The 16194-nt window shown below is 66.8% G+C and carries 13 protein-coding genes; 9 read left to right on the top strand and 4 right to left on the bottom strand.

The window, feature by feature from the left end; genetic code table 11:
- Positions 1-8: 8 nt before the first annotated feature.
- Both RM50_RS15155 and RM50_RS15150 read right to left on the bottom strand, forming a co-directional pair.
- Positions 9-878, bottom strand: coding sequence for an aldo/keto reductase (locus tag RM50_RS15155; RefSeq protein WP_043454364.1), 870 nt, complete (start codon positions 876-878; stop codon positions 9-11).
- 19 nt (positions 879-897) lie between these two features.
- Entirely contained in the window at positions 898-1863 is a 966-nt protein-coding gene (locus RM50_RS15150) for a sugar-binding transcriptional regulator (protein WP_043454361.1), read from the bottom strand.
- Positions 1864-1989: 126 nt separating this feature from the next.
- Here RM50_RS15150 and RM50_RS15145 point away from each other — a divergent pair, with 126 nt between their 5' ends.
- The 9 genes from RM50_RS15145 to holA all read left to right on the top strand — a co-directional run bounded on the left by RM50_RS15145 (position 1990) and on the right by holA (position 14952).
- Positions 1990-3813: a glycerol-3-phosphate dehydrogenase/oxidase gene (locus tag RM50_RS15145; protein ID WP_082007103.1), complete on the top strand. Its 1824-nt coding sequence runs from the start codon at positions 1990-1992 to the stop codon at positions 3811-3813.
- A gap of 93 nt (positions 3814-3906) precedes the next feature.
- Positions 3907-4656, top strand: a complete 750-nt coding sequence (locus tag RM50_RS15140) for an MIP/aquaporin family protein (protein WP_043454355.1) — start codon at positions 3907-3909, stop codon at positions 4654-4656.
- Between the two features lie 39 nt (positions 4657-4695).
- Positions 4696-6210, top strand: coding sequence for a glycerol kinase GlpK (gene glpK / locus RM50_RS15135; protein WP_043454353.1), 1515 nt, complete (start codon positions 4696-4698; stop codon positions 6208-6210).
- 355 nt (positions 6211-6565) lie between these two features.
- On the top strand, positions 6566-9091 hold the full coding sequence (gene leuS, locus RM50_RS15130) for a leucine--tRNA ligase (RefSeq protein ID WP_043454351.1): 2526 nt from the start codon (positions 6566-6568) through the stop codon (positions 9089-9091).
- A gap of 86 nt (positions 9092-9177) precedes the next feature.
- A complete protein-coding gene (locus RM50_RS15125) occupies positions 9178-10173 on the top strand; it encodes a DegV family protein (protein WP_052260278.1) in 996 nt (331 codons plus the stop codon).
- Positions 10174-10264: 91 nt separating this feature from the next.
- Positions 10265-10828 carry a dihydrofolate reductase family protein gene (locus tag RM50_RS15120; RefSeq protein WP_043454348.1) on the top strand — a complete coding sequence of 188 codons (564 nt, stop codon included), beginning with the start codon at positions 10265-10267 and terminating at the stop codon, positions 10826-10828.
- A gap of 193 nt (positions 10829-11021) precedes the next feature.
- Entirely contained in the window at positions 11022-11921 is a 900-nt protein-coding gene (locus RM50_RS15115; protein ID WP_043454345.1) for a ComEA family DNA-binding protein, read from the top strand.
- Positions 11922-12469: 548 nt separating this feature from the next.
- Positions 12470-14017 (top strand): ComEC/Rec2 family competence protein, encoded by a 1548-nt coding sequence (locus tag RM50_RS15110; RefSeq protein WP_240471969.1) that lies wholly within the window; start codon positions 12470-12472, stop codon positions 14015-14017.
- Entirely contained in the window at positions 13936-14952 is a 1017-nt protein-coding gene (gene holA / locus RM50_RS15105) for a DNA polymerase III subunit delta (protein WP_043454342.1), read from the top strand. Before RM50_RS15110 ends, holA begins: the two co-directional genes overlap by 82 nt.
- Before the next feature lie 198 nt (positions 14953-15150).
- Here the strand turns inward: holA and rpsT are convergent, their stop codons facing one another.
- Together rpsT and RM50_RS15095 are read right to left on the bottom strand one after the other, a co-directional pair.
- Positions 15151-15411: a 30S ribosomal protein S20 gene (gene rpsT, locus RM50_RS15100; RefSeq protein WP_043454339.1), complete on the bottom strand. Its 261-nt coding sequence runs from the start codon at positions 15409-15411 to the stop codon at positions 15151-15153.
- 169 nt (positions 15412-15580) lie between these two features.
- Entirely contained in the window at positions 15581-16135 is a 555-nt protein-coding gene (locus tag RM50_RS15095; protein ID WP_043454336.1) for a type II toxin-antitoxin system PemK/MazF family toxin, read from the bottom strand.
- Positions 16136-16194: the final 59 nt, after the last annotated feature.

Below are 16194 nucleotides of genomic sequence, written 5' to 3'. Positions count from 1 at the left end.
CCCCGGGCCTAGTTGACGTTGTCCGGGTGCGACCCGGTCCGCTGGCCGCGGTCCAGGGCATTGATGGCGGCCATGTCGCGGTCGGACAGCGTGAATCCGAAGACATCGAGGTTCTCCCGGATCCGGGCCTCCGAGCTGGCTTTGGGGATGGCGATGTTTCCCAGCTGCATGTGCCAGCGGAGGATCACCTGCGCGGGGGTCCGGCGGTGCTCCGAAGCGCACGCCTGGATCACAGGATCGGCAAGTACCTGGCCGCGGCCCAGCGGGCTCCACGCCTCGGTGTGGATGCCCAGCTCTGCGTGTTTGGCGCGCAGTTCCTCCTGCTGCAGCCAGGGGTGGAGTTCAATCTGGTTGACGGCCGGGACCACTTCGGCGGTTTGCAGCAGGCGGTCAAGGTGCGCCGGCTGGAAGTTGCTGACGCCAATGGCACGGACCCTTCCTTCGCGGTAGAGGGTCTCCAGCGCGCGGTAGGTGTCCGGGAACAGCCCGCGGCGCGGGCAGGGCCAATGGATCAGGTACATGTCCACATAGTCCAGGCCCAGGTTGACCATGGAATCATCAAAGGCGCGCAGCGCCGCGTCGTACCCGTGGTGGTCGTTCCACACCTTCGTGGTGATGAACACGTCTTCCCTGGTGAGGGCGGGAGACAGCTCCCCGGATCCACCGCTGCCGGTCCCGTCGCCCAGCTGGGAGCTGATGCCGCGGGCCACGCCAACTTCATTCCCGTACATTGCCGCCGTATCGAAGTGGCGGTACCCGGCGGCGAGCGCAGTGGCCACGAGCCCCTCCGCGTCTGTGGCCGGCACCTTGTACAGCCCAAAGCCGAGCTGGTCTATCAGCACGCCGTTGTTCAGGCTGAGCCGGGGTGAGGTTCTCATGGCAACGACTCTACCCACTTCAGCTGGTCAGTCCCTCGTAATCGACAAGGCGGCGTGCGGTGGCTTCGTCCAGGATGAGGTCTGTGGCCAGCCGGGCTGCCAGGGCTCCGCGGAGGCCGTTGATCTTGGAAACGCCCGAAACCACGCAGATCCTGCGGCGGACCTGGCGCAGCTGGGCAAGTGACGGGCCGGTGGACCTTTCGTTCAGGACGATCCCGTCCGAGGATCCGTCGGCACGGAAGAATACCGTGGCGACGTCGCCCACCACGTCCGAGTTGGCCAGCGCGTTCAGGTCTTCCTCATCCAGGTATCCGCCCGCGTAGACGTGGCTGGGATAGTCGGCGTGGACGGAGCCGACGCCGAAGATGGCGATGCTCATCTTGGCCTGCAGCTCCAGGACACGCTGCACGCTGCGCTCGTTCCACATGGCTGTCTTGGTGGCGGCATGGTCGAAGAAGGCCGGGACCGGGAACTGCTCCACCCTTGCCCCGTAGGCACTGCCGAACCGGCGCATGATGTCACTGGCGTAGGTGATGCCGGTGGTGTGCATGTTCCCGGCTCCGTTCAGCTGGACGATGACGCTGTCGTGCGTGATCTTCCTGGTGAGGTGCCTGCTGACCGCGCTGAGCGTCGATCCCCATGCGACGCCGATGATGGCGTTGGAGTCCACCAGCGGCCCGATGGTCCGTGCCGCCTGCATGGCCACCCGGTCCAGGGTCTCCGCCTCGTTAAGCGTCCCAAGGATGGGGACAACGTGGACATCCAGGTTGTATCGGCGGCGGATCATCCCCTCCAGCTCGGGCCCGGTGTCCAGCGGATTCCGGATCTGGATCTGCACCAGGCCGGACTCCCTGGCGGAGGACAAAAGGCGCGAAACCGTGGACCGGGAGGTGCGCAATTCCCGGGCTATCGCATCCATGGTGAGGTCCTGCAGATAGTACATTTGTGCAGCTCGGAGGGCATCTGTGTCCCGTGAAAGTGCCATCTCACTTCCCTTCTGCACGTTTGTGCATAGTGCTTGACTCCATTTTCCATTTCTCCAAACAATAGAGCAGAACGGCGGCGCCACACAGCGTGTGTCCGCATCAAACAAAGCCCCAAGGGAGTCGTTTTGGGACCCAAGGATTCAACTGTTAACCCGTCTGCCCCTGTGCCCGGGCCGAGTGCCGAACGCGCCTCGGTCCACAGCCTGCGGCGCCGTCCGCACGCCAAGGTGCTGGTGGTTGGCGGTGGCATTAACGGAGTAGGCACCTTCCGTGACCTGGCACTGCAGGGCGTCGATGTCGCGCTTGTGGAACGCGGGGATTACTGCCAGGGCGCCAGCGGTGCTTCGTCGCACATGATCCACGGCGGCATCCGGTATCTGGAGAACGGCGAATTCCGCCTGGTCCGTGAGTCAGTGGTGGAGCGGAACCGCCTGCTGAAGATCGCCCCGCACTATGTGAAGCCGCTGCAGACCACCATCCCGATTTTCAGCACTTTCTCCGGCATCCTGTCCGCGCCCCTGCGGTTCCTCACCCACAAGCAGCAGGGCAAGCCCAAGGAACGCGGTGCCTTCCTGATCAAGGCCGGCCTGAGCCTCTACGATTCGTTTTCCAGGGACGGCGGGACTGTGCCGCGGCACCAGTTCCGCACCCACAAGGCTGCGCTCCAGGAACTGCCCGACCTGCGGCCGGACGTGAAGTACACCGCCACCTACTTCGACGCCTCCGTCCACAACCCGGAGCGCCTCACCCTTGACGTGCTCCAGGACGGCGAAAAGGCCGGCCGCGCCGGCAACGCGACGGGCACCAGCGCACAGGGTGACACCGCCCGGGCCAGCAACTACCTGTCGCTGCAGTCCATGTCGCCGGCCCCCAACCCGGGAACCGGCCGTGGAAGCACCGTCCGTCTCCGGGACGAGCTCACCGGCGCGGAATTCGACTTCACCGCGGACATCATCGTCAACACCACCGGCGCGTGGGTGGACCTCACCAACGAGGCGATGGGCGCGGCCTCCTCCTTCATGGGCGGGACCAAGGGCTCCCACATCGTGCTCGACCACCCGGGCCTCCTCGCTGCCTGCCGCGGCCGGGAAATCTTCTTTGAACACACCGATGGCCGGATTGTCCTCATCTACCCCATGGGCGACCGGGTTCTGGTGGGCACCACGGACGTGGACGCGGACATGGCGGAGGACGCCGTCTGCACCGACGAAGAAATCCAGTATTTCTTCGACCTGATCGGGCACGTCTTCCCATCCATCGATGTGTCACCTGACGACATCGTCTACACGTTCTCCGGTGTACGCCCGCTGCCCAGCCATGACGCCACGCAGCCGGGCTTCGTCTCCCGCGACTACCGGATCGAACGCCGCACGTCCGGCACGAACGGAAGCGGCGCCGTCGTCCTCAGCCTGGTGGGCGGCAAATGGACCACGTTCCGCGCCCTGGCTGAGCACCTGACCAACGACGTCCTCGCCGAACTCGGCGTCCAGCGCAAGGTTTCCACGGCGCAGCTTCCCATCGGCGGCGGCGCAGGCTTCCCGGCCGATGAAGCGGGTGTCCAGAAATGGATCAAGGCACACATGGCTGCCGGCCGCGACGCGGACCGCACCGCGGGGCTGCTGACCCGTTACGGGACCCGCGCCGAAGACGTCATCGCCTTCCTTGATGCCGAACCCGACCAGGCCCTGCGCTCCACCCGCGAACTCAGCGTCCGTGAACTGGAATTCATGGCGGCCAACGAGCAGGTGGGCCACCTGGTCGACGTCTTTATCAGGCGTACTTCCCTGGCCTTCCGGGGACTCGTCACCGGAGAGCTCCTCAACGAAGTGGCCGAGGTCCTCTCCGTCCCGCTCAAGTGGGACGCAGCGGCCCGCGCCGCGGAGATCAGGCACGCCCAGGACGTGCTGCAGCGTTTCCACCGCGTGGAAACGCACAGCCTGGTTTCCTAAGGAGCCAGGCCGCCGGCCGGGGCGCGCAGGCGTCCCGGCCCCAAACGGTCCTTCACCCGCGGAGGACCGACAACTAAAAAGAAGGAGTCAAAGATGTCTCTAGGAATAGTCTTCCTCTCCGAAGTCTTTGGCACGGGCATGCTGACCCTGTTGGGTTGCGGCGTCGTTGCCAACGTGGCTTTGCGGGGGACAAAAGGCAACAACGGCGGTTTCCTGATGGTCACCTGGGGGTGGGGAATCGCCGTCTTCGCGGGTGTCTTCGTCGCCGCCAAGTCGGGCGCACACCTGAACCCCGCGGTCACGCTCGGCCTGCTGCTCAACGGCAAGGCCGAATACGCCCCCGGCGTCGCCGTGGACTTTGCCTCAACGCTGACCTACTTCGGCGGCGAGATCGTGGGTGCCTTCCTCGGCGCCGTCGTGTGCTGGCTGGCGTACAAGCAGCACTTCGATGACGAGCCCGAGCCCGCCGGCAAGCTCGGCGTCTTTTCCACGGGTCCCGCCATCCGGTCCACCCCCTGGAACCTGATCACCGAAATCATCGGCACCTTCGTGCTGGTGCTGGTGATCCTCACCTTCGGTGGAACCCCCTCCGGCCTTGGCCCGCTCGCCGTCGCACTGCTCGTGGTGGGCATCGGCGTTTCCCTCGGCGGCCCCACCGGCTACGCCATCAACCCGGCCCGTGACCTCGGGCCCCGCATCGCCCACGCAGTACTCCCCATCAAGGGCAAGGGGTCCAGCGACTGGGCCTACTCCTGGATTCCCGTCGCAGGGCCGCTGATCGGCGGCGCGCTCGGCGGGCTCGTTGCCCGCGTTGTCCCCATCATCGTCACGGCTGCAGCCTGACCCCAACCATCCCCATCACTCCAAGACAAGGACGTCACCATGAACCAGTACGTAATCGCCATCGACCAGGGCACCACCAGCACCCGCGCCATCATCTTCGACCACAGCGGCGCCATCGTCTCCTCGGGCCAAATGGAACACGAACAGATCTTCCCGCAGGCCGGCTGGGTGGAACACGACGCCACCGAGATCTGGAACAACACCCGTGAGGTCATCGGCTCCGCCCTCTCCAAGGCGAACCTTACCCGCCACGACATCGCCGCCGTCGGCATCACCAACCAGCGTGAAACCGCGGTGGTGTGGGACAAGACCACGGGCAAGCCGGTCTACAACGCCATTGTGTGGCAGGACACCCGTACCCAGGACATTGTGGATGAACTGGGCAGGGACGGCGGCGCCGACCGCTTCAAACAGAAGGTGGGCCTGCCGCTGGCCACCTATTTCTCCGGCACCAAGATCAAGTGGATCCTGGACAACGTCGACGGCGCCCGCGAGAAGGCTGAGGCCGGGGACCTGGTCTTCGGCAACACCGACGCGTGGGTGCTGTGGAACCTGACCGGAGGCGTGGACGGCGGCGTCCATGTCACCGACGTCACCAACGCCTCGCGCACCCTGTTCATGGATCTCGAAACACTTCAGTGGGACGACGAAATCCTCGGTATCTTTGGTGTGCCCCGCAGCATGATGCCCGAGATCAAGTCCTCCTCCGAGGTGTACGGCGAAGTCCACGGCTCCCAGCTGCTCCGCGAGACGCCCGTGGCGGGCATCCTCGGTGACCAGCAGGCCGCCACCTTCGGGCAGGCCGCCTTCGAAACCGGCGAAGCCAAGAACACCTACGGCACCGGCTGCTTCCTGATCTTCAACACCGGCGAGGACATTGTCCATTCGAAGAACGGGCTGCTCACCACCGTTGGCTACAAGCTGGGCGACGCCAAGCCGCACTACGCCCTGGAAGGGTCCATCGCCGTCACGGGATCCCTTATCCAGTGGCTGCGCGACAACCTGGGCATGATCAGCAGCGCCCCCGAGGTGGAAACCCTCGCCGCGTCCGTCAAGGACAACGGTGGCGTCTACATCGTCCCGGCGTTCTCCGGACTCTTCGCACCCTACTGGCGATCCGACGCCCGCGGCGCAATCGTGGGCCTCACCCGGTTCGTCAACAAGAACCACATCGCCCGGGCAGCGCTGGAGGCCACCGCCTTCCAGACCCGCGAGGTGCTGGACGCCGTCAACGCGGACTCGGGCGTGCCGCTGAGCGAGCTGAAGGTCGACGGCGGCATGGTCGCCAATGACGCCCTCATGCAGTTCCAGGCGGACATCCTGGGCGTCCCGGTCATCCGCCCCAAGGTCATCGAGACCACGGCCCTGGGTGCTGCGTACGCGGCAGGCCTGGCGGTCGGGTTCTGGAAGGACCTCGGCGAGCTCTCGGCCAACTGGTCCGAGGACAAGCGCTGGGAGCCCCAGATGGACAAGGCCGAACAGGACCGCCAGATGAGGCTCTGGAAGAAGGCGGTCACGAAATCCATGGACTGGGTCGACGAGGACGTTCGCTAGATCCACCTTAGGTTGAGGAAGGCGGCCCCTGAGAGGGGCCGGTGACTCCCGCCCGCCCGCTTCGCGGTGCCCACCACACCATGGCGGGAGCCACCGGCCCCTCTTTGCACGTGCACACTCCCTCAGCCGCTCATTTGCGACTTACGCTGAGGGGGTGTGCATGTGCGCTAGAGTAGAACCATGCGTGCGATCCTTCTGCTTAGTTAGCCGCCGGCTCCGAATATCGGACAGCTGAGCGGCAGCCCCTCCATGGAGAGGGGCTTTTGTGTATCCGGGGCATGGCGCCGGGCCGGCAGCAGGAGGATCAGGCCGTTATGGCAGCACAGATGCCGTAACAGAACAGAAGAGGGCAGCAGTGGGCGTTCAGCCGGAGACAGACACCGGAACAGCAGCAACAGTATCGGCGGAGCCTGAAGAGGGCACCTACAGTTTCACCGCCATGGAGGCCAAATGGCCACAGGTGTGGGAAGACCTGAAGGTCTTCACCCCGGTGGATGACGGGTCCCGGGAACGCCGCTACGTGCTGGACATGTTCCCGTACCCGTCGGGCGATCTGCACATGGGCCACGCCGAGGCGTTCGCCATGGGAGACGTTGTGGCCCGCTACCTGCGCCTGAAGGGCTATGACGTCCTGCACCCCATCGGCTGGGACTCCTTTGGCCTGCCGGCCGAAAATGCGGCCATCAAGCGCAACGCCCACCCCAGCGAGTGGACCTACGCCAACATCGAAACCCAGGCAGCATCCTTCAAGCGGTACGCCATTTCCGCTGACTGGTCGCGCCGGCTGCACACCTCCGATCCGGAGTACTACCGCTGGACCCAGTGGCTGTTCAAGCGCTTCTACGAGCGCGGCCTGGCCTACCGTAAGGACTCGCCGGTCAACTGGTGCCCCAAGGACCAGACGGTGCTGGCCAACGAACAGGTGGTCAACGGCGCCTGTGAACGCTGCGGCACCACCGTCACCAAGAAGTCGCTGAACCAGTGGTACTTCAAGATCACCGACTACGCCGACCGGCTGCTGGACGACATGGATGAGCTCCGCGGCCACTGGCCCGAGCGCGTGCTGGCCATGCAGAAGAACTGGATCGGCCGGTCCGAGGGCGCCCACGTCAACTTCGTCATCGAGGCTGACGGCGGCAAGCCCGCCAAGGATGTCACGGTCTTCACCACCCGCCCGGACACCCTGTACGGGGCCACCTTCTTCGTGGTGGCCGCCGACGCGCCGCTCGCCGTCGAACTCGTCACGGACGAGCACGCCGCTGCCCTGGACGAATACCGCGAACGGGTCAAGGCGCTGTCCGAGATTGAACGCCAGTCCACCGAGCGCGAAAAGACCGGTGTCTTCACCGGCCGCTACGCCATCAACCCGCTGAACGGGGAGAAGCTGCCCGTCTGGGCCGCCGACTACGTCCTGGCCGACTACGGCACGGGCGCCATCATGGCAGTGCCCGCCCACGACCAGCGCGACCTCGACTTTGCCCGCGCCTTCGACCTGCCCGTCCGGGCCGTCCTGGACACCGGCGAAGAGGATCCCGCCGTGTCCGGCACGGCGACGGCGGGGGAGGGCACCTTGATCAACTCCGGTGAGCTGGATGGCCTGCCCAAGGCCGAGGCCATTCCCGCCGCCATCGCCATTTTGGAGCGGCAGGGCACCGGCGAGAAGTTCGTCAATTTCCGGCTCCGCGACTGGCTGCTGAGCCGGCAGCGGTTCTGGGGCACTCCCATCCCGATCATCCACTGCCCGTCCTGCGGGGAAGTGCCCGTTCCGGACGAGCAGCTGCCGGTGACGCTGCCGTCGGACCTCCGCGGCGAGGACCTGGCTCCCAAGGGCACATCGCCGCTGGCCGCCGCCGAAGCCTGGGTCAACGTCGAGTGCCCCTCCTGCCATGGGCCGGCGAAGCGCGACACCGACACCATGGACACCTTCGTGGACTCGTCCTGGTACTTCCTGCGCTTCGTGTCGCCGCACTTCACCGAGGGTCCCTTCGATCCGGAGAAGATCAACGACTGGATGCCCGTTGGGCAGTACGTCGGCGGCGTGGAGCATGCCATCCTCCACCTGCTGTACGCCCGCTTCTTCACCAAGGTCATCCACGACCTCGGCATGATCGACGCGGACGAACCCTTCAGTGCCCTCCTCAACCAGGGGCAGGTGCTCAACGGCGGCAAGGCCATGAGCAAGTCCCTGGGCAACGGCGTGGACCTCGGCGAACAGCTCGACAAGTTCGGCGTGGACGCCGTCCGCCTGACCATGGTGTTCGCTTCCCCGCCCGAGGACGACGTGGACTGGGCCGACGTGTCGCCGTCGGGATCTGCCAAGTTCCTGGCCCGCGCCTGGCGCCTCGCCCAGGACGTCACCAGCGAACCCGGTGTGGACTCCGCGGCCGGTGACCGCGCCCTGCGCTCGGTGACGCACCGCACTATCGCCGACGCCGCCGAGCTCCTGGACGCCAACAAGTTCAACGTGGTGGTGGCCAAGCTGATGGAACTGGTCAACGCCACCCGCAAGGCCATCGATTCCGGGGCCGGCGCCGACGACCCGGCCGTCCGCGAGGCCGCCGAAGCCGTCGCCGTGATCCTCAGCCTGTTCGCCCCGTACACGGCCGAGGACATGTGGAACCTGCTGGGCCACCCGGCATCCGTCGCCAACGCAGGGTGGCCGGCACACGATCCTGCCCTCCTGGTCCAGGACACGGTCACCGCCGTTGTCCAGGTACAGGGCAAGGTCCGCGACCGGCTTGAGGTGTCCCCGGACGTCTCCGAGGATCATCTGCGCGAGCTGGCCCTGGCGTCGGAAAATGTCCGCCGCGCCCTCGACGGCCGGGGCATCCGGACTGTCATCGTCCGTGCGCCTAAGCTGGTCAACATCGTTCCGGCATAATCGCTGCACCCGCAGTACCCACCGGCCGCCGGAGATTTTCCGGCGGCCGGTGGCGCCTGGGCCGGACACCCATCCAGGAGGCACCCTTGCCCGAGAGTAACGCCGCCGCCTGGCCGTGGGTCCGTGCGCGGCTGTCGGGCCTCCGCCCCACGCCCCGGCCGGGCACCCGCCGTGCGGGGGCTCCGGTGGTGCGCACCGCCGTCGTGACCGATTCGGCAGCGGCCCTCCCGGCGGAGTACCTTCGCGGGCTTCCCCGGGACGGGCTCCTGACCGTGACACCCATGCCTGTCATGGTGGGGCCGGAAATTTACGGCGAGGGCGAAGACGATATCCTGGAGACCATCGCCGTGGCCCTGGCCGCCGGGACGCCGGTCAAGACGTCCAGGCCGTCACCGGGGCAGTTCGAGCAGGCGTACCGTGCTGCCGAGCTGCGCGGATTCGACGGTATCGTTTCGGTCCATATCTCCGGTGAGCTGTCCGGGACGGCCGACGCTGCGAGACTGGCAGCGGCCAAGGTGGGCATTCCCGTCGACGTCGTAGATACCCGCACGGTCGGCATGGCCCAGGGAATGGCAGTGCAGGCGGCGGTGCAGGCAGCGGCAGCCGGTGCGGGCCGGGAAGCGGTGGCAGCTGCAGCCGTCGAACAGGCCGAACACACCAAGGTCTTCTTCTACGTCCCCAGCCTCGAACAGCTGCGGCGGGGCGGAAGAATCGGCGCTGCCGCCTCGCTGCTGGGCACCATGCTGGCCATCAAACCTATCCTGGCGGTCGACGGCGGCAGGATCGTTCCGCTGGAAAAGGTACGTTCGGCGGCCAGGGCCGTCGCGCGCCTCGAGGAAATCGTGGTGGCCCACGCGGCACCGCAGCCGGACGGGTCCGTGACCCTCGCCGTCCACCATTTCGGAAATCCGGAGGAAGCGGAGAGCCTGGCTGCCCGGCTGGAAGCTGCGCTGCCGGAATGCCCGCCCGCCCAGATCAGCTCCCTGCCGGCCGTCCTGGCAGCCCACGCCGGTCTCGGCGTCCTCGCCGTCATTGTGGGCAGGAGCCCCGCCCTCCCCAGCGGTACACAGCTTCCCACCTAAGCCGCAGGGCATCCCGGGAACATCGATTGGCCCGCAGCCTGCACCACCGCCGGTCTGTACGTTGGGGACCGGCCAGTGGGAGGCTGGTTCCATGCGGAAACTCACCTACAGCATGAACCTGTCTGCGGACGGCTACATCGCCGCCGCCGGCGACGACATCGGCTGGAGCGCCCCAAGCGATGAACTGTTTCAGTGGTGGCTGGAACAGGAGCAGTCGAACAGTTTGTCGCTGTACGGGCGCAAGCTGTGGGAGACGATGAGCTCCTACTGGCCGACCGCCGACCAGCAGCCCAATGCGGCCCCGGCCCAGATCGAGTTCGCACGGAACTGGCGGGACACCCCGAAGGTCGTGTTCTCATCGACGATCGACAAGGTCGACTGGAATACGCGGCTTGTCACCGGCGACGCGACGGACGAGATAAGCCGGCTCAAGACCGAAGACGGCGGTCCGATGAGCATCGGCGGGGCAACGCTCGCCTGGGCCGCCATGCGGGCAGGCCTGATCGATGAATATGCGCTCGTCATCCATCCGGTCCTGACGGGCGGAGGCACGCCGTTCTTCACAGCCCTGACTACATGGGTGAACCTGGACTTGGTGGAGACGCGCACGTTCCAGGGCGGCGTGGTCCTCACCCGGTACCGGGTGAGGCGCTGAGGAGTTCCTCGGGCATGGGGTGCGATGGGTCCCAGTGGGACTATGGCAGCTCATTACCCGGACCCGTAACGGGAGCCCCGGCGAACCACCTTGGACAAACCGAGGACTGGTGTTGTCCGCCGTCGGTAGGCAGCTTTCCACATAGGGCCTGTGGCGTCTGCCGCCTTGCCCGCATGGTTTCTAGGGTGGAGCTATGTCACGCCGGGACGCCGCAGCAACACGCCAGCAGGCGCGCCACGTGCGGGCAAGGCTCCAGGCCGCCGTAGGTGAGGCAGCACCGGCTGATCCGGAGAACCGTCTTGGCCTGGACGGGTTTGAGTACCGGGGGCCGGTAGAAGCGAACGGGCCTCCGGCCGACGGCGATTCCGAAGGCACTCCCGGTGCCGGGCCCGTACTGCGCTGGCGGGTGGGGGTGCGGGTTGCCTTGCTGCTCGCTGCCGTAGCCGCGGCCGCCTGCGCCTGGTTCTGGTGGCAGGCAGCCAACGCGGCTCCGGAGGTCCTGCCCCTGTCGGGCGTCAGCTCCGGGACAGCCGACGGTAAAGAGGGTGGCGGCAAGCCGTCGGACGAGGCCGAAGAACATCCGGCAGCTGCAAGCCCACATCCCGGAGAGTCCGCCCCTGCGGACCTGGTAGTGGTCCATGTGGCCGGGGCCGTGGCCAAACCCGGCGTCGTCCGACTGCAGCAGGGAAGCCGTGTCGAGGATGCCATTGCCGCGGCGGGCGGCGCAACGCCGGAGGCGGACCCCAACCGCCTGAACCTTGCACTCGTGGTGGACGACGGGCAGAAAATCCACGTGCCCCTGCAGGGCGAACCACTTGCCGCCGCACCGGACGCTGCTGAATCCGCTGCCAGCGGCGGGGACGGCTCCGGGTCCCACCCGGCAGGCTCCGGTCCGCCCGGCGGCAAGGTGAACCTGAGCACCGCTGATGTTGCCATGCTGGACACGCTTCCGAAGGTCGGGCCGGTACTTGCCCAGCGGATTGTCGACTGGCGCAAGGAACACGGCCCTTTCAGGAGCGTCGAAGAACTGGACGCGGTAGATGGCGTCGGGCCGAAAATGCTTGAGGCCCTGCTGCCTCTGGTGACGGTGTAGGGGGCCTCAACATGGACACCGTCATCAGGAGACCCCGGATAACGGACAGGGGAGGGGCACAGGCAATGGCAGCAAAGGGCGCACGTCCCAGTCCGTGGAAACGGTTCGTGGAATCCGCAGTGCAGGGCGGCGGCCCAGGCCAGCAGTCAGGGCCGCCAGCACCAACACCTTCCGGGCCGCGGATGCCGGCGCGGCGGCGCCGGGTAACGCCGGAACTGGAAGTCCTCCGAAAGTCCTTGGCGAGTTGCGCGGCCGGTGTCCGCAACCGGGTGGCCAACAACGGCAAGGGCCAGACGGATAGGTACTCCAGTGCCGAAGGTTCGCGGCGCCGGCTGGATCTTCGGCTTGCCCTCCCCGCGGCCCTGGTGTGGGGTGCTGCCGTGGCCGGGCTGTGGCTGCCACCCACTGAACTTGCGGTCCTGTGCTGCCTGCTTGCCGGGCTGGGCGCCTTGTGTCTGATGCGGGCCGCTAAAAATTCTCCGCGACAAAAGCCCGGCCCCGACGTCAGCCGCCATTCCAGCGCACCCAACCCGTCAAGGAGCCGGACCATGACTGCCGCTCTGGGCTTATCCCTGCTGTTGGCGGCAGCCACCGGAGCGCACTCCGCGACGGCATCAAGCCAACGCTTTAATGGCCCCCTTGCGGAGGCGGTCGCCGGCGGCAAGACAGCCGTCGCCATCGTCGAGGTGGCAGGTAACCCGAGAGCGGTTGGCGGTGCCGGAGCAACGGCGGAACGCTGGTCCGTCCCGGTGTGGACCCGTGAAGTGTCCACCGGCGGGGTCCTGCTCAGGACCCGGGCCCGGCTCACCATCATGGGCGGCCAGGGGTGGGGAGCCGTGCTGCCGGGGCAGACACTGCGCGCCACCGGCAAACTGCGGACTCCGGACCCTGGAGAGCCGGAGGCAGCGAATCTGGCAGCCTCCACGGTTCCCGGCACGGCCACGGGCGGTTCTCTCCTGGAAGAAGCGGCACGGGAACTCCGCGGCCGGTTCGTAGCTGCTGCAGCATTCCTGCCTCCGGACGCCCGCGGACTCCTGCCCGGAATGGTCACCGGCGACACGAGCGCGCTGGACGAGGGACTGAACAATGCCATGAAGGCCGTGGGCATGACCCACCTGACAGCGGTCAGCGGGGCAAACTGCAGCCTCGTTCTGGGCGCCTTGCTGCTGCTCTGCCGCCGCTTCCGGCTGCCAAGGCTGCCTGCTGCCGCAGCCGCCCTTGCCGGCCTGGCCCTGTTCGTGGTTCTGGTGGGACCCGATGCCAGTGTCCTGAGGGCAGCACTCATGGGCGCCATCGGCGTCGCGTCGCTGGCCGGCGGACGCACTGGACGTGGCCTGAGCTTCCTGTGCCTGGCCGTCATCGGTCTGCTGCTGTTCGAACCGGCCCTTGGCGCGAGCTTCGGTTTCCTGCTGTCCGTCCTGGCCACGTTGGGGATCATCCTCCTGGGCCGTCGGATTATCGGCTGGATTCCGGGGGCGGTGCCCCGATGGGCCGCTGCCGCAGTCGCCGTGCCCCTGTCCGCGCAGTTGCTGTGCGGGCCCGTCATCGTCCTCCTGCAGCCCCAGTTTGCGACGTACTCGCTGCTGGCCAATGTTGCCGCATCGCCCCTTGTTGCCCCGGTGACCCTGCTGGGGACTGCTGCCGTGCCTTTGGTGGTCGTGCTGCCCTGGGCGGCCACCATATTGATCGTGGTGGCCGGAACCTGTGCCGCCGGCGTTGCCGCAACGGCCAGGTTCGCTGCCGTGCTGCCGGGTTCCGCCCTTCCCTGGCCCGAAGGAGTCCCTGGTCTGCTGTCGATGCTCCTGCTGTCCGCCCTGGCCTTCGCTGCTCTGTGGGCGCTGGCCCACCCCCTGCAGTTGGTCTGCAAAGTCCGCTCAATCCACGCCGGCACGGTGGCCCTGATTGAGGTGCTGGAAACGGTGATGCGCCGTATCCGCAGTCACCGCAGCTTGGAGCCGGGGCCCGGACGTGGCAGGCTGGGATACTGCAATAAAACCTCCGGAAGGAACCGTCGATGGCCGCTGCGCAAAAGCGAGCAACCCGCTCCCCGGCATCGAACACCGCCTCCTGGCGGGACGCAGCGCCGGCATCGATAGTCCTGGTGGGCGGGCCGGAAGAGTATCTGGGCATCAGGGCCATGGACCGCATCCGGTCGCAGGTCAGGGCAGCCGAGCCGGACGTCGAGCTGAGCCGCATCAACGCCGCAACGTACGAACCGGGGACCCTGACGATGCAGGTTAGCCCTTCCTTGTTCGGTGAGAGCAAACTTATCGAAGTGGAAGCCGTGGAAGGAATGAACGACGCCTTCCTCGCAGACGCCCTGGCGTATCTGCAGCACCCCGAACAGGACGCCGTCGTGGTCCTGCGGCACGCCGGCGGAAACCGCGGTAAGAAACTGCTCGACGCCGTCAAGAAAGCCGGCTGGCCTGTGGTCGACTGTCAGCCACTGAAGAAGGAAGCGGACAAGATCTCGTTCGTTGCGGCGGAATTCAAGGCAGCCGGACGCCGGATCAACCAGGACGCCGTCCAGGCCCTGGTCAATGCCGTGGGAGCAGACCTGTCCGAACTGGCCGCCGCATGCTCCCAGCTCATTGCCGACGCGGGAAGCACTGTCACGGCCGAGACGGTGGACAAGTACTACGGCGGGCGGATTGAGGCCACCGCATTCAAAGTTGCCGATGCCGCCATGGCAGGAAACGCCCCGCTGGCGCTCTCGACGCTCCGCCACGCACTCGCCACCGGAGCCGACCCGGTACCGCTGGTGGCAGCCCTCGCCGCGAAGCTCAGGACGGTGGCGCGCGTGGCAGGTGCCTCGGGTTCGTCTGCACAGATCGCAGCGGAGCTCGGCATGCAGCCCTGGCTGGTGGAGCAGGCCCAGCGGGACGTCCGGCGCTGGACCCCGGAGGGCCTGGTGCGGTCCATCCAGGCCACGGCGGAGGCCGATGCCCAAGTCAAGGGCCTCTCCAGGGACCCCGTCTATGCCGTCGAGCATGCCGTGACCGTTATCGCCATGTCAGTCCAGGGCAGATAAGCACGAAACACAGGTCGCCCGATTCCCGGCGGCAGGATTGCCCCTCTCGGCTGCGCAGGGCCCGTGGCTTACGACGGCGGTGCTGCCGCCCGCCCGCTGGAAGGGCCGGCTTCGGGCGGCCAGGGTAAGAAGCTTAAAGGCGTGTGGCCGGCACCTTGCGGTACCGGCCACACCATCAGTTCGTGGGAACTGGAAACCTTAGAGTGCGTTGACCTTCTTGGAGATCGCCGACTTGCGGTTCGCTGCGTTATTCTTGTGCAGAACACCCTTGCTGACAGCCTTGTCCAGCTTACGGCTGGCAGTAACGAGCGCAGTAGTAGCAGCTTCCTTGTCAGCGGACTCAACGGCGGTGTTGACGGCGCGGATGGCCGTCTTCAGCTCGGACTTGACTGCGTTGTTGCGCAGGCGTGCCTTCTCGTTGGTCAGGATGCGCTTCTTCTGGGACTTGATATTCGCCACGTGTGAACTCTCTTTGTAATGCGGAAATGGTCTAGAGGGCTTTCAGGCTGGCCTTGACTGAGCGGCGTGGGGATACCTATGGCGGCCAGCCATCAGTGACCGTCGACCTGCACGGACACACAGCAATAAAGAATAGCAGGTCAGCGGCGGCACTGGCCATTTGGGAGTGTCAGGTCCGGCCGTGTCGCCTGCGCAGTCCGGACGCCACTCTCCCGAAGCGTGCCTCATCCAGCACCGCTCCCTCGCGCCGGATGCTGTCCGGCCGGAGCTGCATGATGCGGTCAAGCCGCACTTCACTGGGCCGGCCCTGCTTGTCCCAGGCTCCGGATCCGAGGTCCACGTAGTCCCCGGAGCTGCTGCCGGCGGGGACTCTGTCCCGGCTGGTCATCATCAGTCCGAGGAGGTATGGGCCGTTATGCCCCACCAGCAGGACGGGACGGTCTTTCCCCTGATTGTGGTCCTCCTCGAAGGGAACCCACGCCCACACCACTTCGCCCGGATCCGGATCGCCGTCAGGCTGGGGTGCGTAGCGGACGGCGGCCCGTCCGCGGTAGTCGCCAGGGTACGCCGCGGACCCGGAGGGAATGCCTGCGGTGGCCTCGGGACGGGCGGCGCCGGGGCGTCGGTGGCCGGCGGCGCCCACCGGGGACGCGGGGCGGCGGTTCTGGAGCAGGCGCAGGCCCCGGCGGACGGCGTTTCCCAGCGAGCGGAGATCAAAGGGCATCCCGAAAGCCTATCGGCGCGGCTGGGCCGCAGAAAACCGCCTGCGGGCGGGCCGCGATG

Origin of the sequence: Pseudarthrobacter phenanthrenivorans (assembly GCF_000813845.1) — a bacterium.
Lineage (GTDB): Bacteria > Actinomycetota > Actinomycetes > Actinomycetales > Micrococcaceae > Arthrobacter > Arthrobacter phenanthrenivorans_B.
The sequence above is the reverse complement of the archived record's forward strand: the minus strand, read 5'-3'. Positions and strand labels throughout refer to the sequence as shown.

Coding starts and splice junctions, on each gene's coding strand:
- RM50_RS15155 (WP_043454364.1), bottom strand. CDS start 878: ATGAGAACCTCACCCCGGCTCAGCCTGAACAACGGCGTGCTGATAGAC.
- RM50_RS15150 (WP_043454361.1), bottom strand. CDS start 1,863: ATGGCACTTTCACGGGACACAGATGCCCTCCGAGCTGCACAAATGTAC.
- RM50_RS15140 (WP_043454355.1), top strand. CDS start 3,907: ATGTCTCTAGGAATAGTCTTCCTCTCCGAAGTCTTTGGCACGGGCATG.
- glpK (WP_043454353.1), top strand. CDS start 4,696: ATGAACCAGTACGTAATCGCCATCGACCAGGGCACCACCAGCACCCGC.
- RM50_RS15120 (WP_043454348.1), top strand. CDS start 10,265: ATGCGGAAACTCACCTACAGCATGAACCTGTCTGCGGACGGCTACATC.
- RM50_RS15115 (WP_043454345.1), top strand. CDS start 11,022: ATGTCACGCCGGGACGCCGCAGCAACACGCCAGCAGGCGCGCCACGTG.
- RM50_RS15110 (WP_240471969.1), top strand. CDS start 12,470: ATGACTGCCGCTCTGGGCTTATCCCTGCTGTTGGCGGCAGCCACCGGA.
- holA (WP_043454342.1), top strand. CDS start 13,936: ATGGCCGCTGCGCAAAAGCGAGCAACCCGCTCCCCGGCATCGAACACC.
- RM50_RS15095 (WP_043454336.1), bottom strand. CDS start 16,135: ATGCCCTTTGATCTCCGCTCGCTGGGAAACGCCGTCCGCCGGGGCCTG.